This is a genomic window from Planctopirus limnophila DSM 3776 (assembly GCF_000092105.1).
GTDB classification, from domain to species: domain Bacteria; phylum Planctomycetota; class Planctomycetia; order Planctomycetales; family Planctomycetaceae; genus Planctopirus; species Planctopirus limnophila.
The window spans coordinates 1,178,546-1,202,342 of record NC_014148.1; the positions used below are offsets into that span (position 1 = coordinate 1,178,546).

Below are 23,797 nucleotides of genomic sequence, written 5' to 3' on the forward strand. Positions count from 1 at the left end.
GAGCCACAGGTCGTAATGACTTAAGACCTGTGGCGTGACTTTGCTTATGATTAGCGAGATGTTCCAGGGCGGGTGGCTTCTGCAGCTCGTGGGGCTGCTGCGCCAGCGGCACCTGTAAACTTCTGGTTCAGATACTTCAGCACGGGCTGAGTAATATCGTTTTCAGCTTCGAAGTAGACGACCTGGCGGTTCATGCCCTGGATCAATCCCTGAGGATTGTCACGATCGAGCTCTTCGCTGCTGAACCGCAAGACCAGTGTGTACTTGTAGTACTGGGCATACTTGGCGACGGCATCAGTCACTTCGAGGTAGACTGTGTGATAAATTTCGCTTTCCTTTTTGAGGAACTCACGCTGGGCGGAGCGGCGAAAGGCTTCGAATTCGGCAGATGATGTGGCGAGTTGCTTTTCGGTAGCCGAGAATTCGGGGCTGCCTTCTTTGAAGCTCTTCATTTTCTGCTGAAGGGCCTGAAGGTTGGTGGCCATTTCCTTGGCTTTGACTTCGCTCTGCTCGATTTCGGCCTTGAGGTCTTCGCGGAGGACTTCAAACTTTTTGTACTGCTTGAAGATCACGGCCATGTCGATCAGTGCCACTTTGTGAGCACGAGCAGCATCCGCAGCAGGTGCCTGAGCCAATGCTGGCTGGCTGATGTTGATGGCAGCAAAAGAGACAGCCAGGACAAGGGCCACACGGGCCAGTTGATGCAGCGGACGAATAACGATGTTCACGGCGCGGGCACTCCTTTGCAAGCCGGGTTTCAACATTCACAATGCGGTGCAGATCCGCCGTAGATCAAAAACTGGTCAGCCAAGACACAGATCTGATACTGCAGAGGCCCGTTTCTTCGAACATGCCTTCATGGCAAGTTTTCGGGAACGTATGCCCGCTCGTTCAGGGAATTTCCCAAAGGAGTCGCGAATCGTCAAGACGAAGAGAAGAGCGGAAGAGCCGTTCTGTCGGCAAAAATGGCCGATGAGTGGGCGATAGGATCGATTTCATCGGTAGAGTGGCATGAAATCGATGTGAATACTGCACAAAAGAACACATTTTGCTTATAAGGATATACTGCCTGCGGATTTCGTAGTTAACAGTGCGAACGCTGCCTGGAAGAGGGGTGAGCGGATAAGTCATCGGCTTCCCAGGAAATAACAGCGAGTTGTTGGTCGCGAAGACATGCTTGCCCAGAGCTGCAAGAATGGCACACAGTGGTGATGATCGATGAGCAGATGAGTCTGCAGTAATTGAAGCAATTCCGGGAATTGCTTCAATTACTGGGCGCCACATTGCCCTTGAGGCGTTCTTCGCGATCGAACGCCAGAATCGGATTGATCAGCTCATCGAGATTTCCCTGCATGATCTGATCGAGTTTGTAAACGGTCAGGCCGATGCGATGATCTGTGAGGCGGTTCTGAGGGAAGTTGTACGTGCGGATGCGTTCGCTTCGATCACCAGACCCCACGAGAGTTCGCCGCTGTTCGGCCCGGACTGCATGAGCCTGAGACTCCCTTAATTCCATGAGCCGGGATCGCAGGACGCGCAGTGCTTTGGCTTTGTTTTTGTGCTGACTTTTTTCATCCTGAATACGCACCACCAAGCCCGAGGGAATGTGGGTAATACGCACGGCGGATTCGGTCTTATTCACTTTTTGACCACCGGGGCCGCCGGCACGCATGGTATCGATTCGAAGATCTTCATCACGGATCTCGACATCGATTTCACTGGCTTCCGCCATGACGGCGACTGTCGCAGCACTGGTGTGGACACGGCCCTGAGTTTCCGTTTCCGGAACACGCTGGACACGATGCCCGCCACTTTCAAACTGTAAGCGGTGATAGGCGCCGGAACCGGTGATGGTGATTACGACTTCCTTAAGACCACCCAGTTCGGACGTGGTTAACTCCATGACTTCGTATTTCCAGCCCTGGAGATCGACGTACCGGGTGTACATTTCATAGAGATCGCGGGCAAACAGAGCGGCTTCATCTCCGCCTGTTCCCGCACGAATTTCCATGATCAGGCTGCCGCGAGTGAGCGAATCGCCGGCGGTCACCATGTCTTCGAGTTCGGTCTTCAGTGGTTCGAAGCGGGGCTTCAGTTCATCGATTTCGGCTTGCGCAATCTCTTTGGTTTCATCATCGGTGGCTTCCGCCAGCATGGTTTCTGCAGCGAGCAGATCGTCCTGCAAGGTGTTGAATTCACGAACGGTCGAGGCAATTTTTGATAAGCCTCCGTGCTCTCGCTGAATTTCCAGCATCTTGCTGACATCCGCCAGCACTTCCGGATCCTGAAGTTGTGCTTCCAGCTCTTCGAAGCGTGCGAGCTTGGCCTGAAGTGTGGGGAACATGCGGGTTGTCATGGCAAAATCCGGACGATAGAAGGACAAGAGATGATCAGAGCATCAAGTCGCTCATGGAAGCAGGAATCTGGCGTTGATTGTGAGCTATACCGATGGATCGGGAACTCTCATTGATTAGCCACCAGAAAACGGCAATGCCGTCGGATCAGCCGACCCGACGGCAATGAGGTACGGCAGCAGCCGGCAGGAGCCATGAAATCGGCCCAGCCAACAGCCCCGGAGGACTCTGATCACTACTTCTTTTCGCGTTTATCCCAGTTGTACTTCTTCTGGAACTTCTCAACGCGACCCGCAGTATCGATGAACTTCTGCTTGCCGGTGAAGAAGGGGTGGGAGAGCGAGCTGATATCGACCGTCACCAGTGGAAGCTGACGCCCTTCGTAATCACCGGTTTTTTCGGTCTTGATTGTCGAGCGAGTGACGAACTTTTCGCCCGTGGACATGTCCAGAAAGACAACTTCGCGATACTGGGGGTGAATGTCTTTTTTCATCGGCCTAACCTTGAATTCTTCTCTATTTGAAGAGCCACCACCCAACGAGCGGGGAGCAATATCCTGAATTTTGACTCACAAGTGTTCAACTGCCATGTGAGATGCAAATGATTTTGTGCAGGCTGTGCTCGAAAAAACACAATTCCACCAAACTTTTGCGGTATGGAGAGTGTAACTTCCACAAAATCGAGTCGCAAGGAAGCGGGCTGTTTGCCGTAAACTCATAAATCAAAGAGGTTTGCAATGACCAGTCGTTCACAGAATCTCAGTTCCAGTGGTTGTTCAAACTTCCGGAACGTCGATTTGTCAGGGGAACTGGGCACTGTGAAGCATTAAAGTGACCATTGAATGCAGTTACGAGTGTGTGGCCGTTTCGATGATCATGATGCAGAGAATTTCTGAAACGCCCCTGGCCATCGTCCTTCAGCGAAAGTCAAATTGATGAGCCTTTCTGGTAAGCATCGCGTGGTGATTGTCGGCGGCGGATTTGGAGGCCTGACCACGGCCAAAGCTCTGCGGAAAACCCCGGTTGATATTACGCTAGTGGATCGACGGAATTTTCATCTCTTTCAGCCGCTGCTTTATCAAGTGGCTACGGGAGGGTTATCTCCCGGAAATATTGCCGCCCCTTTGCGATCGATTTTTGCGAGGCAAAGAAATGTCCATGTGGTCATGGATGAAGTGATCGGGTTTGACCTGCCGAGGCGGCGGGTTCTGCTCCAGGAAGGAGAACTCGCATTTGATTCGCTGGTGGTGGCTGCGGGTGCGAAGACAGGCTACTTCGGCAATGATCAATGGGCCGAAAATGCCCCGGGTCTGAAAACTGTCGAGGATGCCATCGAGATCCGCGGGCGTGTCCTGACGGCTTTTGAAGAGGCCGATAAGCTGCCGACGCCTCAGGCCCGCGAACATCTGCTGACGTTTGTGGTGGTGGGTGCCGGCCCGACGGGTGTTGAACTGGCGGGAACTCTCGCTGAAATTGCCCGCCATACACTCCGGCATGATTTCCGCATTATTAATCCTGCCGAGACCCGCATCATTCTGATCGATGCGGCCCCGCGCATTCTCATGGCGTATGCCGAAGACCTTGCGCTGAATGCGCAAAAGAAACTGATGGACATGGGTGTGGAAGTCCGCACGCAGGTCAAAATTCAAAAAGTGGATGCCTCGGGTGTAGAAGTGATGACGGCACAGGGAGTCGAACAGATCGCTGCGGCGAATGTCCTTTGGGCGGCGGGTGTGACGGCTTCACCACTTGCAAAATTGCTTTCGGAAGCCACTGGTGCGCCACTCGATCGTCAAGGACGGATTGAAGTTCAAAGCGATCTCACGCTGCCGGGACATCCTCAAGTTTATGTGATTGGGGATATGGCCCATTTCAAACTTCCCAGTGGGCAGGCCGTTCCTGGTGTGGCTCCGGCGGCAATGCAGCAGGGGAAATATGTGGCTAAAGCGATTCAATCGCGCTTTCAAAACGTTTCTTTATCACCGTTCACCTATACCGATCTGGGGAGCATGGCCACGATTGGCCGGAAGGCAGCGATCGCGCAGATTGGAACATGGAAGTTCACAGGACTCATTGCCTGGATCCTGTGGCTGTTTATTCATCTGATTCAAATCGTCAGCTTTGAAAGCCGTATTCTGGTGCTGATTCAATGGGCGTGGAACTATCTCACATTCAGTCGTTCGGCCCGGTTGATTACGCAAAGTGGCTATACCCACGGCGGACATCTGCGAACCACCCATGTCACAAATTCGGCGGATAACAGTTAGGGAAAAGTGTGATGAAGTAATACGGATACCATTAAGCGACTGCGCGGCGGGCGGCTAAGAGTGAGCCTTCAAGCCCCAGCGATTTTCGACACGAACTGGGGGTTCGCGAAGACGCTCAACCCCAGCCACCCGACGCCTAAGACAAAGTCAGGTGTGGTGGCAGGGCACGCGCATGGGCTGGGAATAAACAATTTTTGACTGCTAAAAGTGTTTATTCAGCGAGATGAATAATCGCGAGGCATTCTTCGTGACAAACTGTTTCGCGAGGCAGAGAATCAAAATCGTCTTCACAGCATGGTGATCATGCGGTTGTCGCGCCAGTTGCCACACACCAGGAGAAGCTCTCATGCGTACTCGATTTGTGTTCGCTTTGCTGGCTGTTTTCACTTTGAGTCTGACGATCTGGCAGGCACAAAGTCTTGAACCAGCCAATTCCCAGGAAGTTCCTCAGTCGAAAAAGCTGAATGAGTCAACCGATCTGGAGGAATTGAAAGCCTCTGCCGCTGGATTTGAGAGAGCTTTTAATGCAGGAGATGCGAAAGCGATTGCAGCGCAATTCACAGAGTTGGCTGAGACCGTGGATGAGGAAGGGAACATTCTGGAAGGTCGTGCGAATATCGAAAGCCGATTTGCGGAATTGTTCAAGGATTATCCCAAAGCTCAGATCGCCGTGACGTTGACATCGCTGCGATTGATCAGTCCGGATGTGGCGGTTGAAGATGGGTATAGCATGACGACTCTGGATCCGAGCCAGCCAGGTTCGCGATCTCCCTATGCGGTGGTGCATCTTAAACGTGACGGAAAGTGGCTGATGGCCAGTGTCCGTGATTTTCCGGCTGAATCGACAGAGGCGACTGCCCATGAAGAGCTTCAGGCTCTGGAATGGCTGGTTGGTCACTGGGTTGACGAAAGTCCTGAGGGACGTGTCGAAACCACCTGCCAGTGGTCGGAAGACGGCAATTATCTGATGCAGGATTATGTTGTGAAGTCGCGGTGGGGAGGGGTGATGAAAGGATCGCAGCGTATTGGCTGGGATCCCTTGCGGCGTACTGTGCGTTCGTGGGCGTTTGATCAGAGTGGAGCATTTACTGAAGCGACGTGGACTCCATTGGAAGATGCCTGGATCGTGAATGCCGAAGGTGTCACGCCAGATGGTCGTCGAGTCTCGGTTACGCGGCAGATCACGTTATTTGACAACGACTCCTTCCAGATCGATTCCAGAAACCTGCTGATTGGCAATGAAATCCAGCCTGATGCCTCGGTACGGGTGGTTCGACGCCCACCGGCACCATTGCAGTAATCGTCTTGATCGACTGATGAATTGAATTCACAACCGGAGACATCCCGATGAAGACTTACGCATGGATTCTGACAGGTCTGGTGATCGCAAGTTTGACGATACTTGCTGAAACTCAGGTTTTTGGGCGCGGTGGTGGTGGTGGCCGTGGCGGTGGAGGTGGGGGCGGCGGTGGTCGAGTCGGTGGTGGTGGTGGCGGATTCAGTGGAGGCGGCGGTGCGAGGCCATCTGTGGGGAGTTCACCTTCCTTCAGTCGTCCTTCGCCACCAGCGGCCAGTCGACCAGCGGCACCCGCAGCGCGGCCATCTGCTCCACAAGCTCGTCCCGCGACACCTGCTGCCAGACCTTCCATCCCAAATTCTGGTGCAGGCGCGCGGCCGAGTATTGGTGGCAGCAACATTGGCTCGGGAAGTCGCCCGGCAGTTCAGCCTGGTACTCGACCCAATGTTGGTGCTGGCAGCGGTTCGATAGGTGCGCGCCCTGCGCAGTTACCATCAACCCGGCCAGCGACGGGTATTGGCACGGGTGCGGGGATCGGATCAGGATCGGGAATTGGCACTGGCCCGGGTATTGGCGCTGGCCCAGGAGCTGGAGCCATCGGAGGGACTCGACCTGGTCAGTTGCCGGGTTCGCGACCTGCTCAATTGCCTGCGACCAGGCCAGGTACTGGTGGTGTCGCCAATCGACCCGGGACAGGTCAGGGAATCAGCAATCGTCCTGCTCAATTGCCAGCTCGTTTGCCGGGATTAGGTGGTGGTGATGTCGCCCAGCGGCTGCCCAATCAGGGAGCCCGGGTCCAGGATCGAATGGGAGATCGTCCTTCGGTTCAGGATCGACAGAATAACCTGAGTGACCGCATGGCGAATCGGGGAGATTGGCAAGACAACCGACAGGATTGGAGAGATCAGAATCGCGAAGACTGGCAGAACTGGGCTGACACCAGGCGCGACAACTATGGGGACTGGTACCACGATAGTTGGCATCCCGGGTCTGGCTGGGGCTATATGTGGGATAACTACCCCGTGGCAGCCGCAATCGGTCTGACTGCGTGGGGTATTAACCGCATTGGCTATGGCTGGGGTTATTGGAATTATCAGAACCCTTACGCTTCGAGTGGTGGTTCTTATGGCTACGACTATTCGCAGCCTTTGGTTTCTGCGGAAAGCTATGCCGTTGCAAGCGACCCGGGTGCGAGTGCGGAGGCGACACCGTCAGCACCTCAGCAGCCAACCGATGAAGGACTGGCAGCTTTCGAAGCCGCACGGGAGGCATTTCGAAGCGGTGATTACAAAGGAGCACTGGCGAAGCTCGATATCACACTTAAGACGATGCCGAATGATACTGTTGTGCATGAGTTTCGCAGTCTCGTGCTCTTCGCCCTGCAGAAGTATCCGGAATCTGCGGCGGCGATCTATGCTGTTCTGGCTGCCGGCCCGGGTTGGGACTGGACGACGATGATCAGTCTCTACCCCTCTACCGAGACATATACAGAGCAGCTACGAGTGCTGGAAGCTTTCGTCAAAGCCAACCCGATGTCAGCCGATGGACATTTTCTGCTGGGTTATCACTATCAGACGATGAAACATGACAGTGCGGCAGCGAACCAGTTCCGTCTGGCATCGAACATATTGCCAAACGATCAATTGATCAAACAGCTGCTCGGGATGACAACACCTCCTGAGGAGGCGACGAAACCGACTGCTCCTCCTGCGCCTCCCGTTGTTCCGGCAGAGAAGGTGCTTCAAGCGGATCAGTTCATCGGAAACTGGAAAGCCAGTCAACAGGGTGCGACATTTGAACTCGATATGACAAAAGCTGGTGCCTATACATGGACATATACTCAAGGGAAACGTAAGCAATCGGTCAAAGGTGTATTTGCTGTCGATCAGAACAATCTGGCCCTCGAAACTGATGATGGGGGCGAGACCATGCTGGCCGAGGTGCAGTTCACCAGTCCGACAGAGTTTCAATTCAAGATGATTGGTGACAGCGAGAAGAGCCCGGGCTTGAAGTTCACCAAAACGAAGTGATCGTTCCATCGAAGTGTCGATCTGCCTTCAGCTCGCAACGACAATTGGATCGTGCAGTGATACCTTGCTGTGCGGTCGTGTTGTTAGAGTGAATCTTTCCAGCGAATGGAATGAGACGCTATGATTCGACAAGATATTATTGATCTGTTTCGAATCCGACCGGGTAAGCCCTTTCGACTTAAAGATCATGATCCCGGCTGGGCTCAGACTGAAGAATTAAAGGACTCTGGTAAAGACGTTGTGAAGCAGCGTTCTCTTGAGGTGCTGAATCAGAGCGTTCTCGATCTTGCAGAAGCCCAGGAGTTGCTATATGCCAATGATCGATACTCGGTATTAATCATTTTTCAGGCGATGGATGCCGCCGGTAAAGATGGCACGATCAAGCATGTGATGTCCGGGGTGAATCCGCAGGGTTGTCAGGTTTACAGCTTCAAAAAACCCTCGGAGGAAGAACTTGACCATAACTTTCTCTGGCGGTGCATGAAGAGTGTGCCGGAAAGAGGTCGGCTGGGGATATTTAACCGATCTTACTACGAAGAAGTGCTGGTCGTGAAAGTTCATTCAGAAATTCTGGAGCTGCAGCGACTTCCTCCGGGAGAACGGGATCAGTCCTTCTGGGAAGCACGTTATGAAGATATCAATGCGTTCGAAAAGCATCTGGTGCGTAATGGCACCATTGTAATCAAGTTCTTTCTTAACGTTTCTAAAGATGAGCAGAAGCGACGATTTCTGGATCGACTCACGAAACAGAACAAGCACTGGAAATTCTCGGCTGCCGACATGCGGGAACGCAAGTTCTGGGATGACTATCAGGCCACTTATGAAGCAGCCATCGCTGCGACCAGTACCGAGTGGGCGCCCTGGTATGTGATTCCGGCCGATCAGAAATGGGTCACGAGAGCGGTTGTGGCAGATATCATCGCGACAACGATCCAGTCACTCCAACTCCGATATCCTGAAGTGACTCAAGCTCAACTGGCGGAGTTTGCCAAGCTGCAGGAGCAGTTGGAAAACGAGTAGTGCCGCACGTTGCCGCTTATCGATTTCCATCGGAATTGATCTTATCTGAACTGATGAAGTTGTCGTTTTCGATATTTGGTAAGACGGATTCCAATGATGAGCTATGCTCCCTAGTATGGGGAGGTTGGGGTTGAGCGTTTTCGCGATCCCCCAGATCATGCCAAAGATCGCTGGGGGTTCGCAGACTCAACCCCAGCCACCCGCCGCCCCAATGGAATTCTGTGGCTGCTGACGTTCCACTGACAGCATCTTGCCGGGGAGACTGTGGGTGCGAGGCTGTTGTTTCTGGGTGATGTCGCTAAAGTTCATGCTGCAGCGTGTGCTGATGAACTGTTCCTGCCGTGTTTCCTGAGAAAGCCGATTGATGCGACAAGCCCCGCCTGAGAATGTGTGTCGAATGCTGCTGTGCCGGCATGGAGCGACGGCTGCGAATGAGATGCGTCCCTACATTTTGCAGGGGTGTGAAATGAACGGGCCGCTCACGGCGATTGGTGAAGCGCAAGCCCGATCGCTCGCGGCGGCATTGAGTGCCTTTCGTATTGCAGGGGTTTATGCGAGCCCACTTCAGAGGGCTCATCAGACAGCAGAGTTCATTGCGAACAGCCATCAGTTGAAGGTAGAGACTGATGCGAACTTACGGGAATGCAGCGTCGGTCGCTGGGAAGGGCTCGACTGGGAAACGATCCGGACGAAGGACAAAGAGGCTCACGATCATTTTTTTGCTGATCCCGCAACCAATCCTCACCCGGGGGGCGAATCCTACTCTGATGTGCTTCATCGTGCTGAGCCGACTCTGAAACAACTGGCTGAGCGGCATCAGGGTGAGAATATTGTGGTGGTGGCTCACAATATGCTCAATCGAGTGATGCTGACACCGCTCTTGGGTTTACCTCTCCGCCTGGCGCGTCAGGTCAAGCAGGCCAATTGCTGTATTAATGTGATCGAGTGGACGACTGACCGAGCCGAACTGATCACGCTCAACAGTGTGCTTCATCTTGATTGATCGCATGGAGATTGAGCAGCGAGCCAGAGATCCGGTGGTTTACTCATCCCAGAAGTCAAAGGCGTGTAGAGAGGTTTTCAAACATGCTTGCTCAGAGCCGCAAGCATGGCACGCAAGGCATGTTCGCCATTACCGATCAGAGTCGAATGACCTGGGGGTTCGCGAAGACGCTCAACCCCAGCCACGCCATACCGACGAGCAGAGTTTATTTTTGGTATCTGTCTCGGATCGATCTATTGCTTAGGTGAATTCTGGGCGCGGGCCGTTTCATACTCTTGAATGGCTTGTGCAAAGGCCGCTTTTCGTTCGGGAGTATCGAGTCGATAGAGATTGATGGAATAGCCGGCGCGCGCATCGGGCTGCCAGGTGCGGAATTTCTGATAGGGATCGTTGCCGAAGACGTATAGCCCACCCAGGTGGGTGACAGAAATCGCCAGAAGTTCATAGTCCTCCAGTGGTCGGCGGAGTGCTTTGGTGGGGTCGGCCTCAATGCCATAAGCGGTTGGTAAAGCCGTCCCGAAGTATTGCAAAGCGACTTTTGACGAGTCTTCGCTGGAGAGTAACTGCTGCAAGGTGGGGAGATCCTGGCCCCAATCGATGTTTGAATCGAGGAGCAACCTGCCACCCTGCTCCGGCCCACCACAAAGCCCATTAAAGTAGGAGAGGGCGTGGGGCTGTATCGACCATGAACTCCAAAACTGCATGGCCAACAACAGGCTGGTACTTAGTGTGATTATCATATGAGGCCAATAGGCATTCGAGGTACCATTCGTATTAAGGAAGCGATCTATAAAACTACGATAAATCATGAAGATCGTATCAATACCCAGCATGATGAAGAGTGGGTAGAGGATCAATACATAGCGGTGGCCGATATTGATGCGGGCAAAGAGCAGGAGTGCTGCCAATACAGCGAAAGAAAGCCACAAGCAGCGGCGGGAGAAATCGAGTTTACTCCAGCTTATGCAACCAGCCAGCCTCAGGAAAATCGTGCCCAAAAGCAGCAGAGCGATCAGAATCAGTTCGGAGGGTGTGCTTTTGAATCCGATGGTGCAGGGGAAGTATGTACGCCAGCCAGTGAGTGAGGTTTCACCCATCAGAAAGGCTGTGTGTCCGCTTTTGTTGTGGAGGTATTGAAAAAGGACACCCGCAATTGGAGCGGGCCTTTTCCAGCGACGATGGGCCTGATCCATGATCCAGTCGGCCCAGGGTCCGCGACCAAGGATTTCGACCCAGGGTGAATCGGGAGGCGTGACTTCCAGTGGAACATTTTTAAGTGGACCGGTAAACGAAAAGCCATGAATGGCCCACCACAGGGGGATCACGAGCAGCAGCAGTAACGTGTAAGTGATGAAAGTCTGCCGGACCACAGGCCACCAGACACGCGATAACTGACTTTTAGAACTGGATTCGACGGGCTCGTCTGTGTGGGAAACGTTTTGGTCGCGAAGAGCCCGCCCGAGGAACATCAGTCCGGCAACGGGAAAGAGAAAGACCCCTGAGTACTTTGCCGAAAGGCAGGCGGCCATGGCGATGGCGAGGATTCCAAGCCGCACCCAGGTTGGCCTTTCGAGATAGTGGGCTAACGCCAGAATTCCCAGCAATCCGAACAAAGTGAAGCTTAAATCGGTTGTCGCCAGGGCGGCATGGGCCTGAATTGTGGGTGAAGCGGCTGTCATGAGGACACCCAGGGTCGCACCGACAGGCCCGCACTTTTTGCCCAGCCATAACCAGATGACGATGAGCAGGGGCATGCCCACGAGAAGTGTGTTGAGGCGGCGAGGCCAGATGATCAACTGAGGATCATTTTCCTGTCCGACCCAGACTTCATGGCGATACTCATTTCGAGAGAGGAGCAGTGGTGGAAGATAGCAGATGATGATGGGGAGTGGTGCGACGCCGCAATCGCAGATGGCAGGATCGAGTGTTCCCGAAGCGACTGTCCTGACGCCGGCATTGAGATAAAATGTTTCGTCGAACGTGAGGCTCGATGTCGCTTGAATCTGGAAGCTTGCATAGCCCAAAAGCCCCATCGCCAGAAATAAGGCCAGCCACGAATAGACCGGAATTTTGCGGCTGATGGCTGAGAGAGTCAGATTTGGCTGAGAGGCCGTGGCTATCATGTTTTCAAGTTTTTCCCATGGTTATCTTACCACCCAATCGTCAACGATTGGCGAAGGTCGAGTGGAAGAGCGAAGCTGCTGGAGTGCTATTTGAGACAGAATGTTTCGCTGGTGGCAATCGCTTCGAGCATGGCGGATAAGCGGTAATCATTGTCGCGAGCGGCCTGCACAATGCGGTCGATGGCGGGTTGATCGGAGAGACCCAGTTCTCTGCCGAGTGCGTAAGTGAGCAGACGTTCTGCCAGGGCTTTGACGAATAGATCGTGGCGCTGGTAGAGAGCTTGCTGCAATCCGCGAACGCCGACGATGTTTGTCCCGTCGGGCATGCGGGATGAGGCATCGATCAGTGGATCATTGGCCTGGATTCTGCCCTGGTAGCCAAACCCTTCGCGTTCGCGCCAATCACCGGTGGCATTGAAGTTTTCGAGTGCGAACCCCAAGGGATCGATCTTATTGTGGCAGCGGGCGCATTGAGGCAATTCGCGATGGATTTCCAGCCGCTGGCGAACGGTGGCTTTGTCGATGCCGGGGACTTTGGGGGCAATCTCGCCGGCATTGGCGACGGGGAGGCCGGGATCTGTCCCCAATAATGTCTTGAGAATCCAGGTTCCTCGTTTGACGGGAGAAGTACGTGTTCCGTTGGAGGTCAGGCAAAGAATCGAAGCCTGGGTGACGATTCCGCCGCGAGGGATATCGCTGGAAACCTGGACGCGCCGGAACTGATCGCCGCGGACTCCATCAATGTCATAGAAGCGGGCCAGTCGTTCATTGATGACGACAAAATCGGATTGGATCATTTGCCGGACATCGAGATCGTGCTGCAGAAACTCCTGAAAGTAGGCCAGTGATTCTTCGATCATCGATGTTTCGAGATGACGGTCGTATTCCGGATAGAGATCTTTGGCGGGAGGATTGGCTCCGACTTGCCTTAAACCCAGCCATTGGCCAGCAAAGTTTTCGACAAAGGCTCGCGAACGAGCATCTTTGAGCATTCGTGCGACCTGGCTTTTGAGGACTTCTGGCTGTGAAAGCCGCTTTTCGGCTGCGAGTTGCAAGAGTTGATTATCGGGCATACTTGACCAGAGCCAGTATGAGAGTCTGGTGGCCAGTTGATAGTCATCGAGTGGCTGGGCGGGGTTTTGTACGGGATTTTCGACGAGATATAAAAAGTTGGGTGACGTGAGAATCGAGATGAGTGGCAGCTTGAGGGCTTCAATGAAGGTGCGGGATTTGCGGGCAGAAATAAACTGAGCCAGACGCTGCTGCACCTCGGCTTCGTCAGGTGGCCGACGATAGGCCCGCTGCATCATGTTCCGGAGGATGGAGGTGACTGCGGATGCCTCTTTGTCGGCGGAAGGAAGCTGTTTCCCGACGATGAGCTGATGACTGGGAGGTGGCCAGCTTTCGAAGATCGGTCCTTCGATTTCGAACCAGTCGACCAGTAACTCGGGTCGAGCAAACTCCAGTGCGGATTGCAGCCAGAAATTTTCCAGTTCGCGCGGAATTGAATAGGCATACTCGAAAGAGATGCCTGCCGTTTCGGTCGTCATGCGGGTCAAAAATGTCTTGATCTCGGGCTGTTCCCGGGTCCCTTCAATATCGAACTCGGCAATGGTGCGAGGTTGTGAACCCAGTTGAACATTGAGTTTGGCGCGGACTGGGCCGTAATCGTAGATCCGGGAGGTTTCGAAGTGCTGGAGATCTCGCTGGTACTGCTCTTCATGCTGTCGGGTTCGTTCGGGATGTTTGGCGATCTGCTCGTCGCGCCGCTTCGCGAGAATTTTTGCGGCACTGGCGATGACTTCCTGGCGAGTGGGTTTTGTCCCGGCCAGTTGCGCCCGGATGCGATAGGTGCCGGCAATGGGAACACGAAAATCGCGAGCCCCCACATTCGTATCCCACGAGGCGTGGTGAACAGCGACCCATTCGCCATCCTGCCGGTTGTTGCCACCATTGACGAGAGGATTGTTTTTGGGATCGAGCCGCAGACGCACTCGATCGGCAGGGCCGGCCTTTGGGTCGAACTTCCAGCGGATCGTCGGAGGTTGTTCCCCCTCGACCAGTGCGCGATCGAGAATCTGCCTGGCTGAAGCGAGGTAGAGTTCCATGTGCATGGGGGAGATTGTCAACGCACTTCCGTTGTTGTCGAAACCTCCTGCCGCGGGGTCTTCTGGAAATGCTGAGACATCGAAATCAAGGCCCACGAGATCGCGAATTGTGCGGCGGTATTCATCGCGTGTCAGGCGTCTTAATACATTGGTTTGTTCTCGCGAAAATTTCTCTGCACGGACGGCTTCGGCTGTTACCCAGTCGACAACGGCGGCGACTTCTTTCGCCTGTGGCTGAGGACTTTCTTCGGGTGGCATTTCGTGGGAGTTGAGGACATTGACGACCTCCCGCCAGCGAGCTTTGGCCACGGGGTCTGTCAATTGATTCTTCAGTAGTGCTGCATCAAGGCTGAAGTCGCCTTCGGGTTTGTCCCCTGAGTGACATTCGCTGCAGTACGATTTGAAAAAAGGTGCGACAAGTTTTTGATACCCCTGCTGATCGGGGACAAACTCAGTGGTTCGATGCTCGGCAGCCCATACCGTGGGCTGCACGCTGAAGAGGAACAGGATGCACAAGGTGAGCCAGAAAGGATTTCGCCCTTCAGAATCACATAAAGTGATGGAAAACTGGTAGATTTTCAGCATGGGATCGTATCCGGAAGCATGGCTGATTCGTCATGTCGCAAATGTCTGATGTGGGATGAGCATCGCATCCACGATTTGTTATACAATGCCGATGTACCAAAAGGCAGCACTCCGTTTTCGGCGTATGGCTTTTGAGAATGTGGATTGCGTTTTGTGGGATCACTATGCCGGATGCTCTCTCGCCAAGACCGACTCAAACCCGCGCAGCCTCTGGGGTTCAGAAATCACATGCCTGGTGGTGGGGCTTCCTGCTGTTATTGGCGGGAGTTGGATTGGGAGCGGGCATGCTCGCCAATTCATGGATCATGGCCAATAAAGGCCGAGGGGAAAAAAGTGGACCGCCAGAAGGTGTGGTCGCACCTGCGGGGATGGTCTGGATCCCTGGTGGTGAATTTCGCATGGGTTCGAATGATCCACTGGCATGGGATGACGAACGTCCGACACATCCTGTTTCTGTGGAGGGTTTCTGGCTTGATGAGCACGAAGTGACCAATCGGGAGTTTGCCGAGTTTGTTAAAGCCACGGGCTATGTGACGACTGCTGAAAAAGCTCCGACAGTCGAAGAGATTCTGGCGAACAGTCCTCCCGGCACAGCAGCACCAGATCCTGCAGTGCTCGTGCCGGCTTCGTTAGTGTTTACTCCGCCCGATCATCCGGTCCCTTTGAATGATTTTTCGCAGTGGTGGGTCTGGACACCTGGTGCGAACTGGCGTCATCCCGAAGGGCCGGGTTCGAATATCGACGAGCGAATGGATCATCCCGTGGTGCATGTCTCGTGGGATGATGCCAGTGCCTATGCCCAATGGGCAGGTAAACGGTTGCCTACGGAAGCTGAGTGGGAACGGGCGGCACGCGGCGGCAAAGAGGGCATGCCATTCGTCTGGGGGACGACTCCCCCCAGTGAAACTTCACCACAGGCGAATCTGTGGAATGGAAAGTTCCCTTATGAGAATACTGCCAAAGATGGCTTTACTCGCACGGCTCCGGTCAAATCGTTCCCGGCCAACGATTACGGGCTGTACGATATGTCTGGTAATGTCTGGGAGTGGTGTCACGACTGGTATGACCGGGAGCTCTATTCCAAACGGCCACAACTGGCAGTGACAAAAAATCCGTCTGGGCCCGAGAAAAGCCACGACCCCACGCAACCTTTCCAGCAGTTGCGATCTCAACGTGGCGGTTCGTTTCTATGTAATGATAGCTATTGTTCACGCTATCGCCCCAGTGCCCGGCATGGCTGCAGCCCTGATACCGGGATGTCGCATGTGGGCTTCCGCTGTGCAAAGTCGGTGGTCCCATGATTTCTCCCAAGCCGCAACCAACCCGAGCTGAATCCACGGCGGAAAACAGCAATCGATGGCTCACTGAGGGACAACTGCAAACATCGATTGCCGGTCTGGCGATCGTGTCCATGCTTGTATGGGGAATCATCGCCTATGGTTCACCCAATTCTACGATTTACAGTTCGATTCATCTCGCCGATCTGCCACTGCTCGTGGCCTTGCTGCTGGGGGGCGGCTACCTGGTGGCCGGCCTTATGGGGAATCTTTTCCGGGGAGAGTTTGGCTCGGATCTGCTGGCTGGTATCTCAATCGTCACCTCTGTGCTGCTAGGGGAATATCTGGCAGGGACACTGGTGGTGCTGATGCTCTCAGGGGGTGAAGCACTCGAAGCTTACGCTGTCCGCCGGGCCTCGAGTGCTCTTGATGCACTCGCCAAGCGCATGCCCACGGTCGCGCATCGGTTGATTGATGGGCACCTGACCGATGTCCCGCTCGATCAGGTCAAAGTCGGAGAGTTACTGGTGGTGCTGCCGCACGAGTTCTGTCCGACAGACGGCACAGTCACCGAAGGCCGTGGCACGATGGACGAATCGTTCCTCACGGGTGAACCTTATCTGCTTCCCAAGGCGGTGGGGGCGAGTGTGCTTTCGGGGGCCATCAATGGGGAGGCGGCACTGACGATTCGTGTCGATCAACCTGCCAGTGATTCACGCCATGCCAAGATCATGGAGGTCATGCGGGCTTCTGAGCAGCAGCGGCCGCGCCTAAGGCGGTTGGGTGATCAACTGGGAGCCTGGTACACACCACTTGCGGTAGGTATTGGGATTGCGGCGTGGGTCATCAGTGGCGAAGCGATTCGATTTCTGGCAGTTCTGGTGGTGGCGACTCCCTGCCCGCTGCTGATTGCGATCCCGGTGGCGATCATCGGTGCGGTTTCACTTTCTGCCCGAAAAGGAATCGTCATTAAGGATCCCGCTGTTCTTGAAACAGTCACGCAGTGCCGGGTGGGAATTTTTGATAAAACCGGAACGCTGACCTACGGCCGCCCTGCGATGGTCGAGTTGACGCCACTTTCGGGCTTCGAACGTAATCATGTTCTGCAACTGGCAGCCACACTTGAACAATATTCGAGACATCCACTGGCTATGCCATTTCTGGAAGCGATTCAGAAAACGGGTTTGCCATTGCTGGAAGTTTCGAGTGTGGCGGAACTCCCTGGGCAAGGGCTGACAGGGCTGGTTCAAGGTCATCAGATCGTTGTGACGGGACGTGCAAAACTTCAGAAGAATCAACCGGCTCTGGCTGAGCAGTTACCACCCACACAAGGGGGCCTCGAATGCGTCATTCTGGTCGATGGACAACTGGCGGCTGTGACGAGTTTTCGTGATCGACCCCGAGATGATGGCAAGCGATTTATTGATCATCTTCTCGAACGACATCATTTCCAGAAGGTGATGATCGTTTCGGGAGATCGTGAAAGCGAAGTCAAGTATCTGGCTGATTCGGTCGGGATCTCGGAGATCTATTTCTCTCAAACACCCGAGCAAAAAGTGGCGATTGTCCGAGCCGAAACTCGAAAAGCTAAGACACTTTATGTCGGTGACGGAATCAATGATGCACCGGCTCTTCTCGAAGCGACGGTGGGTCTGGCGTTTGGCCGGGGTAGTGATGTGACGGCTGAGGCGGCTGGTGCCGTGATTCTGGATGGGAATCTCAAACGAGTGGACGAATTTCTGCACATCAGCCGGCGTTTACGCAGCATTGCCCTGCAAAGTGCTGTGGGGGGGATTGTTTTGAGTCTCACGGGGATGAGCTTCGCAGCGATGGGATACTTACCACCGGTGTTTGGCGCGATTCTACAGGAAGTGATCGATGTGATTGCTGTCCTGAATGCGTTGCGCGTCGGTTTTCCTGCAGGATCTTTGGTTGATTATGACTCATCGGATTCCGGGGTAGATTCCGGGAATGTTCCGTCGTGAGAACTGGAATTTCAGGTCTGGTTGAGGTTTGGAACTGTTTTGCGTTTCGGAAATCCATGGTGAGTTGAGGGACGGCGAGGCATGCTTGCCCAGGGCTGCAAGCATGGCACGGGATTCACAAAACCGGGGCACCCATCTGAAGATGTTTTCTGGTTTATGATGGTTTCAGCAGAATTTTGCGGGTGCCGGGCCTTTGAGCGTGAGCCAGAGCTTCTCGGCCTTCGTGAAGGGAGTACGTTTTTTCAATGAGTGGTTGCAGGATTGAGCCTTTCTGAACCAGCCACTGTAGAGCTTTGGCGAAGGGGCCGCAGCGTGAGCCTATGACCTGGATTTCGTCGATCACGACCGGTGCGAGCGAGAGCTGATGCGGGGCGGCGACTGTCGTTTTGAGAACGACAACCCCTTCGGGTTCCACCAGTGGCAAGGCAAACTCAAGACCTTCCTTGCGACCTGTCGTCTCGATGACGACCTCCCATTTTCGCTGTGCGGGAAGTTGGTCTTTGAGATAAGTCGTCAGCCCGAGTTCGTTGGCGAATTGCAGTTTTTCGGGATGTTTGCCGACGACGGCAAGCTCCCTGGCCAATGGGAACAAGGCGGCGGCACATAAGCTTCCCAAACGGCCGTCACCCACGACCAGCACACTTTTCCCGGCCAGACTTAGTTGTTCCGGGATTCGAAGTGCGGCAGCCAGTGGCTCAGTGAGAACGGCGAGATCATCCGGCAGGCTCTCCGGAACCACATGCAGATTTTCGGCTGGGAGTGAGAACCTCGAAGCGAATGCTCCATGACGGCGGTAAATGCCCAGGACAGTTCGATGCGGGCAGTGCGATTTCTGACCGCGCTGGCAATAGACGCATTGACCGCAGGGACAGTTGATCTCACCAACAACGCGCTTCCCGGCGAACGGGCCATTGAGGGCGGTGCCGACAAATTCGTGGCCTAACACCCCTTCATAACCCATGTAGCCGGAGATGAGCTGCAGGTCGGTTTCGCAAATGCCGGCGAGCCTTAATTCGATGATGGTCTCGTCAGCGGTGCTGGATGGGGAGAGCTGAGCGTCGTCAATCGAAGAATCAATGACGATGTTGCCGCGAGAAAGAACGATCTTGGTCATGATGTATTCCGGAGTTCTTTCGTGGGGGGGCTTATCGTACGTTTCCCAGAAGATAACATCGCGTGATTGGTTGCGAAAACATGCTTGCCCAGAGCTGCAGTCTATGACACATAAGTTTGACGGAGTGCTCATTAGATGCGTGGCTGGGGTCAAACGTCCTCGTTTGCCCCCAGGTCATTCGACTCTTATGAATTCAGTCGATTGTGCTCGAAAGCCATGAAGGCTTTTTCCGGATGCAATTGCGCTGGTAAGGTCGATTGACCAGGGGGCGAATGAAGACATTCGCCCCCTGCCAACCGTCATGACATCAAATGTCACATTGAAAAGCGTAAAGACCACGCCCTTTCGCAAAGCCTCCAGGGTCGTGCCACCCAGGGTCGTGCCAGCCGGCGCTGAGGAATTGAGTCGAGCAGTGGTTACTTCAGGCGGCGTGGGCTTGTTCGCGCTGGGCGGCAAACAAATTTCGATAGATCGGGCAGGTCTTCAACAGTTGGGTATGTTCGCCATGTGCGATGATCTGACCATGATCCATCACCACCACTCGATCGACGATTTTGAGCAGTGTGTCTGTCAAAGAGTGTGTGACAATCAGCACGGTGCGGTTCTGCTTGTGGTGGGCGAGTGCTTCGTAAATCTGTGTTTCGCTTTCGCGATCAATGGCTGATGTGGCTTCATCGAGAATGAGAATGGCAGGATCGCGCAGGAGTGCTCTTACGAGGGCGATGCGTTGTCTTTGACCACCGGAAAGCCGTTGACCCCGCTCGCCGACGGAAGTTTCGAGACCATCGGGGAAACGACTGGCAAAGGAATCGACGGCAAAATCATGTGCCAGTCGAGTCACGCGGTCAGCGGGAGCATCCCAACTGCCATAGCGCAGGTTTTCGGAGATGGTGCGGTTGAAGAGCTGTGTTTCCTGAGGGACCACGGCAATCTGTTTTCGTAACAGTGCCAACTGAGTGTGGCGAATATCAATTCCGTCAATGCGCAGGATGCCGAAATCCGGGTCGTAGAGCCTGGGGAGCAGGTTGATGAGTGTAGATTTTCCAGAGCCGTTCCCGCCGACAATGGCCACGGTTTCGCCGAAGGCAATCCTCAGGGAGACTCGGTCAAGAGCCGGCGGACGTGCCTGATTGCGGTCTTCGGCGACGGGGTGAGTATAGGTGATGTTCTCGAACTCAATCTTGTCGGTGTGGCGAGGTAATGGCACCCATTGTCGATCCTGCTGTAAACGGGTGTGAGTTTTCAGCAGGCTGAAGACACGATCGCAGGCGGCGGAAGATTTTTTGAACTTGGGATAGACGGCAGAGAGTTTGCGGGCCGGGTCGAGGAGGCCACCCATGAGCGTGTAAAGTAACGCCAGTTCGGCGATATCGAGAGGCCCTTCGGAGAGTTGAATCCCGAAAATTTCGGACTTCTGGCGGAGGACCATGTAAGCTCCCGGAAGCAGCGCCATGCAGGCTCCCAGTGTGGCGAGAATTTCTGTGGTGGGGCTGGAGAGCGCATCCATCCGCAGGATTTTCATCGTTTTTTCGAAGGCCACTTTCTGTTCGCGATGAAAGCTTTGCCGCCTTTGCCTTTCGAGACCAAAGGCGAGAATTGTGCGAAATGATCTGAGTGTTTCTTCGAGTTGAGTGAAGATCCGTGACATGCTTTCCATCTGTTTGCGGCTGGCTTTTTTGATTTTCTTGCCATAGCGGCCAAAAAGTAATGCTCCCAGCGGGACGACGATTAGCGAAAGCGTTGTTAATCGCCAGTTCACGAGAAAACAGCAGATCAGCACGCTGAGAATCTTTAAAGGTTCGACAATTAAACGTCCGCCGAACAGGGTGAGCCCTGTCCCTAACTGCTGCAGGTCATAGGTGAAGCGCGCCATCAACTGGGGTGTACCCAGGAGACTTAAGGTGACATGGTCGAGCCTGAGAACGTGCTGGAACATGCGCTGGCGGAGCATGACCATGGTCGATTCGACGGCGATACCGACCAGATTTTCCTGCAGGTAAACCGTTAAACCTTTGGCCAGCGTGACTATTGCCAATAATGCGAGCAGCAGGACGAGTGTGGGAAATGCCTGTTCTGGGAGCCACGAGGAAAGTTGTTTTGACAGCCAGGTGCAGAACATGAGCCGCCAGCCCGAAGAGGCCAGTTGCCGCTGGGCACGGTCGAGGCTTTTGAGCAGACTGATTTTTTCGGAGGATGAGACATTCGGGTCGAGTTGGTCGAGCTGATGTTGAACTCGGGCGGCTTCGGCCTGGTGCTGGGCTGTTTCGGTTTCGGCTTTCTGGGTTTCTTCTGTGAGATAAGCCTGCAGGCTCTGGCCTTGTAAGAGAACTTTGACGAGAGGATAGGAGAGCATCAGCCCGGCTGACCAGAAAATGGCCACCAGCAGGGCTGCGATTGATGAGCCAATCAGATATCCCCGGACACGCCAGAGATAAGGGGCTAGTTGGTTCAGGCTCTCCATAGATCCCGCACATCCCTGTGCCAAGGGCCGACGATTGTCTGTGGGCCCAGGTCAAATGTTCGAAAAGTCTTTCCTGATTTTTGGCTGGGAGCTTTTCTTACGAAAAGTCGCACGCTGTAAGACTTTCGCAGAAGTGGCGAAGGTGGGCAAGAAGAGTTCTCCAGCCGTTCAATGCCACGGAAAACAACGAATCTGGGAATTGGCAGGTGTTTGTGCTGACTTATGCGTTTTCCAGAAAATTGCTGAGAGTTGCTGGTTGTGAAAACATGCTTGCCCAGAGCTGCTGTCTATTGCACACATCTTTTCCCGAACGCTTTTTGACGTGTGGCTGGGGTCAAACGTCCTCGTTTGCCCCCAGTTCATAGGTCTCTGATCGTTTTTGACGAACAGCATGGAAAGTCATGAATCTATGTTTCGGATGCGTTTGCGCTAGGGAACCTTGTTGACCAGGGGGCGGATGAAGACATCCGACCCCTGCCACCCGACGCGCGTTGCTGGATGGGAAGACATGCTTGCTCAGAGCTGCAAGCATGGCACACTGAGCATGGCACACAGCAGGTTATTGAGCAAAATTATTTCGTCACTGGAGTGGCGTCTTCCATCTTGGAGCCTCTCCAGAGGGGCTCGATATTGGATTGATTCCACTTTTCCCAGGAAGTTTTCAGACGGGCGACAATTTCGGGATGAGTTTCTGCCAGGTTGTTTTTTTCGCTGATGTCTGTGGAGAGGTCGTAAAGTTCCCAGCCACTATTTTTTGATGCGGGAAAATCTCGCCAATCCACGAGCTTCCAGTTTCCTGCGCGGACGGCTTTTTGGGGGCCAAATCTCCAGAAGAGCGATTCGTGAGGAGCTCCCGAACGCTGGCCGAGCCAATAGGGCATGAGATTCACCCCATCGATTCCTTGAGGAAGTGGCTGTGGTTTTGCGGGATTATTGGCAGCCAACTGGCAAACCGTGGGGAGAAGATCGAGAGAAATGATGGGCTGCTCGTAGATTGTGCGGGCGGGAAGTTGCCCGGGCCATGAGACAAAGAAGGGGACGCGGATGCCGCCTTCGAGAGTTTGCCCTTTATCTCCGCGCAGGGGATGGTTGAGCCCGGAGTTGTACGCGAGTATGGGTGCGCGTCCCGACCCGCCATTATCACTGAGAAATATAATGAGTGTCTTTTCGCGGAGCCCATGCTGACTCAGGTGCTGCGTAATCCGGCCGATGGAATCGTCGAGGCCGGCCAGTAAGGAGAGGTAGCCGCGGCGAGCTGGGAGTTTTACAGACTCTGGGATTCTCTTCTGGAGATGCGGGGCGATTTCGAGTGGTGTGTGGACGGCATTGTACGAAAGATACAAGAACCAGGGTTTGTTGGGCGGGCCACTCATCCAGCGAAGAGCTTCGTTGGTGAAGAGATCTGTCGCGTAGCCTTCCTGTGGTTCGACTTCGCGGCCCCGGTAGATCATGTCGTGAGAGTGAGCAGTTCCAAACCTGGCTTTGACTTCTTTATGTAAGAGGTAGTTGTGGCCACCGACGAGGAAGCCGAAAAACTCATCGAACCCCCGGCTTTGCGGATGATGATCTTTGCTGAAACCTTGGTGCCATTTGCCGATCAGGGCCGTGCGATAGCCTTCTGTTTGTAATAAATTGGCGATCGTCACTTCTTCGAGCGGCAAGCCGAGTTTCGCTTCTTCGCCTACGTGGGGATTGAACTCGTGTCCAAACCGAGTCTGGTACTTCCCGGTGAGAAAGCCGGCGCGAGAGGGGCTGCAATAGGGTGCCGAGACGTATGCGTTGGTGCAGCGAATGCCACTGGCGGCTAATTGATCCAGGTGAGGTGTGGGGATTTCGCAGCCACCCTGAACCCCCAGGTCAGCGTATCCCAGGTCATCTGCCATAATGACCAGAATGTTGGGACGACCGGATTTGCTGGTTTGATTCACATCCTCGGCAGCCAAGAGGGCTTGTGAACAGAATGCCACAAGAGCCAACCAAAGTGCGATAGCCGGGTGACTTCCTAATGACATGAGCATCTTCCTAAGGGTGCGAACCGGTGACGACTCCGTCATATCAACACGATCTCATGTGATCAATCCTTTGGTTTGCCGATTCCAAACATTCTGGAGGACTGGGAGATTCAGCATCTTGGGAAGCCTGGCCAGTATGCGCAGATGGGGTGATGGATTTTC

At 54.2% G+C, this 23,797-nt stretch carries 15 protein-coding genes; 7 read left to right on the forward strand and 8 right to left on the reverse strand.

The window, feature by feature from the left end; translation table 11 throughout:
• Positions 1-50: 50 nt before the first annotated feature.
• From PLIM_RS04790 to PLIM_RS04805, 3 genes are all read right to left on the reverse strand, one after another.
• On the reverse strand, positions 51-728 hold the full coding sequence (locus PLIM_RS04790; protein WP_013109195.1) for an OmpH family outer membrane protein: 678 nt from the start codon (positions 726-728) through the stop codon (positions 51-53).
• A 536-nt stretch (positions 729-1,264) separates the two neighbouring features.
• Positions 1,265-2,356: a peptide chain release factor 1 gene (prfA, locus tag PLIM_RS04800; RefSeq protein ID WP_013109197.1), complete on the reverse strand. Its 1,092-nt coding sequence runs from the start codon at positions 2,354-2,356 to the stop codon at positions 1,265-1,267.
• 233 nt (positions 2,357-2,589) lie between these two features.
• The gene (locus tag PLIM_RS04805) at positions 2,590-2,847 is read right to left on the reverse strand and encodes a type B 50S ribosomal protein L31 (protein ID WP_013109198.1); all 258 of its coding nucleotides are present in this window, start codon (positions 2,845-2,847) and stop codon (positions 2,590-2,592) included.
• 441 nt (positions 2,848-3,288) lie between these two features.
• Between PLIM_RS04805 and PLIM_RS04810 the strand changes: the two genes are divergently transcribed.
• From PLIM_RS04810 to PLIM_RS04830, 5 genes are all read left to right on the forward strand, one after another.
• Positions 3,289-4,620, forward strand: a complete 1,332-nt coding sequence (locus PLIM_RS04810; RefSeq protein WP_013109199.1) for an NAD(P)/FAD-dependent oxidoreductase — start codon at positions 3,289-3,291, stop codon at positions 4,618-4,620.
• Positions 4,621-4,966: 346 nt separating this feature from the next.
• The gene (locus PLIM_RS04815; RefSeq protein WP_013109200.1) at positions 4,967-5,920 is read left to right on the forward strand and encodes a YybH family protein; all 954 of its coding nucleotides are present in this window, start codon (positions 4,967-4,969) and stop codon (positions 5,918-5,920) included.
• Positions 5,921-5,967: 47 nt separating this feature from the next.
• Positions 5,968-7,947 (forward strand): tetratricopeptide repeat protein, encoded by a 1,980-nt coding sequence (locus PLIM_RS04820; protein WP_013109201.1) that lies wholly within the window; start codon positions 5,968-5,970, stop codon positions 7,945-7,947.
• Positions 7,948-8,067: 120 nt separating this feature from the next.
• Positions 8,068-8,967, forward strand: a complete 900-nt coding sequence (locus tag PLIM_RS04825) for a polyphosphate kinase 2 family protein (protein ID WP_013109202.1) — start codon at positions 8,068-8,070, stop codon at positions 8,965-8,967.
• Between the two features lie 364 nt (positions 8,968-9,331).
• Positions 9,332-9,970 carry a histidine phosphatase family protein gene (locus tag PLIM_RS04830; RefSeq protein WP_081440207.1) on the forward strand — a complete coding sequence of 213 codons (639 nt, stop codon included), beginning with the start codon at positions 9,332-9,334 and terminating at the stop codon, positions 9,968-9,970.
• 233 nt (positions 9,971-10,203) lie between these two features.
• On the opposite strand, the gene PLIM_RS04835 is transcribed toward PLIM_RS04830, so the two are convergent.
• Complete coding sequence (locus tag PLIM_RS04835) at positions 10,204-12,093, reverse strand: glycosyltransferase family 39 protein (RefSeq protein ID WP_013109205.1); 1,890 nt, start codon at positions 12,091-12,093, stop codon at positions 10,204-10,206.
• 86 nt (positions 12,094-12,179) lie between these two features.
• Positions 12,180-14,786: a DUF1592 domain-containing protein gene (locus tag PLIM_RS04840; protein WP_013109206.1), complete on the reverse strand. Its 2,607-nt coding sequence runs from the start codon at positions 14,784-14,786 to the stop codon at positions 12,180-12,182.
• 305 nt (positions 14,787-15,091) lie between these two features.
• Here PLIM_RS04840 and PLIM_RS04845 point away from each other — a divergent pair, with 305 nt between their 5' ends.
• Both PLIM_RS04845 and PLIM_RS04850 read left to right on the forward strand, forming a co-directional pair.
• Positions 15,092-16,087 carry a formylglycine-generating enzyme family protein gene (locus PLIM_RS04845; RefSeq protein ID WP_390416240.1) on the forward strand — a complete coding sequence of 332 codons (996 nt, stop codon included), beginning with the start codon at positions 15,092-15,094 and terminating at the stop codon, positions 16,085-16,087.
• Positions 16,084-18,048, forward strand: a complete 1,965-nt coding sequence (locus PLIM_RS04850) for a heavy metal translocating P-type ATPase (protein WP_013109208.1) — start codon at positions 16,084-16,086, stop codon at positions 18,046-18,048. The genes PLIM_RS04845 and PLIM_RS04850 overlap by 4 nt, the downstream gene beginning before the upstream one ends.
• Before the next feature lie 154 nt (positions 18,049-18,202).
• Here PLIM_RS04850 and PLIM_RS04855 read toward each other — a convergent pair whose 3' ends face one another.
• The 3 genes from PLIM_RS04855 to PLIM_RS04870 all read right to left on the reverse strand — a co-directional run bounded on the left by PLIM_RS04855 (position 18,203) and on the right by PLIM_RS04870 (position 23,635).
• Positions 18,203-19,162, reverse strand: coding sequence for an alcohol dehydrogenase catalytic domain-containing protein (locus PLIM_RS04855; protein WP_013109209.1), 960 nt, complete (start codon positions 19,160-19,162; stop codon positions 18,203-18,205).
• A gap of 421 nt (positions 19,163-19,583) precedes the next feature.
• The gene (locus PLIM_RS22445; RefSeq protein ID WP_013109210.1) at positions 19,584-21,623 is read right to left on the reverse strand and encodes an ABC transporter ATP-binding protein; all 2,040 of its coding nucleotides are present in this window, start codon (positions 21,621-21,623) and stop codon (positions 19,584-19,586) included.
• A 572-nt stretch (positions 21,624-22,195) separates the two neighbouring features.
• A complete protein-coding gene (locus PLIM_RS04870) occupies positions 22,196-23,635 on the reverse strand; it encodes a sulfatase-like hydrolase/transferase (protein WP_013109211.1) in 1,440 nt (479 codons plus the stop codon).
• Positions 23,636-23,797 lie beyond the last annotated feature (162 nt).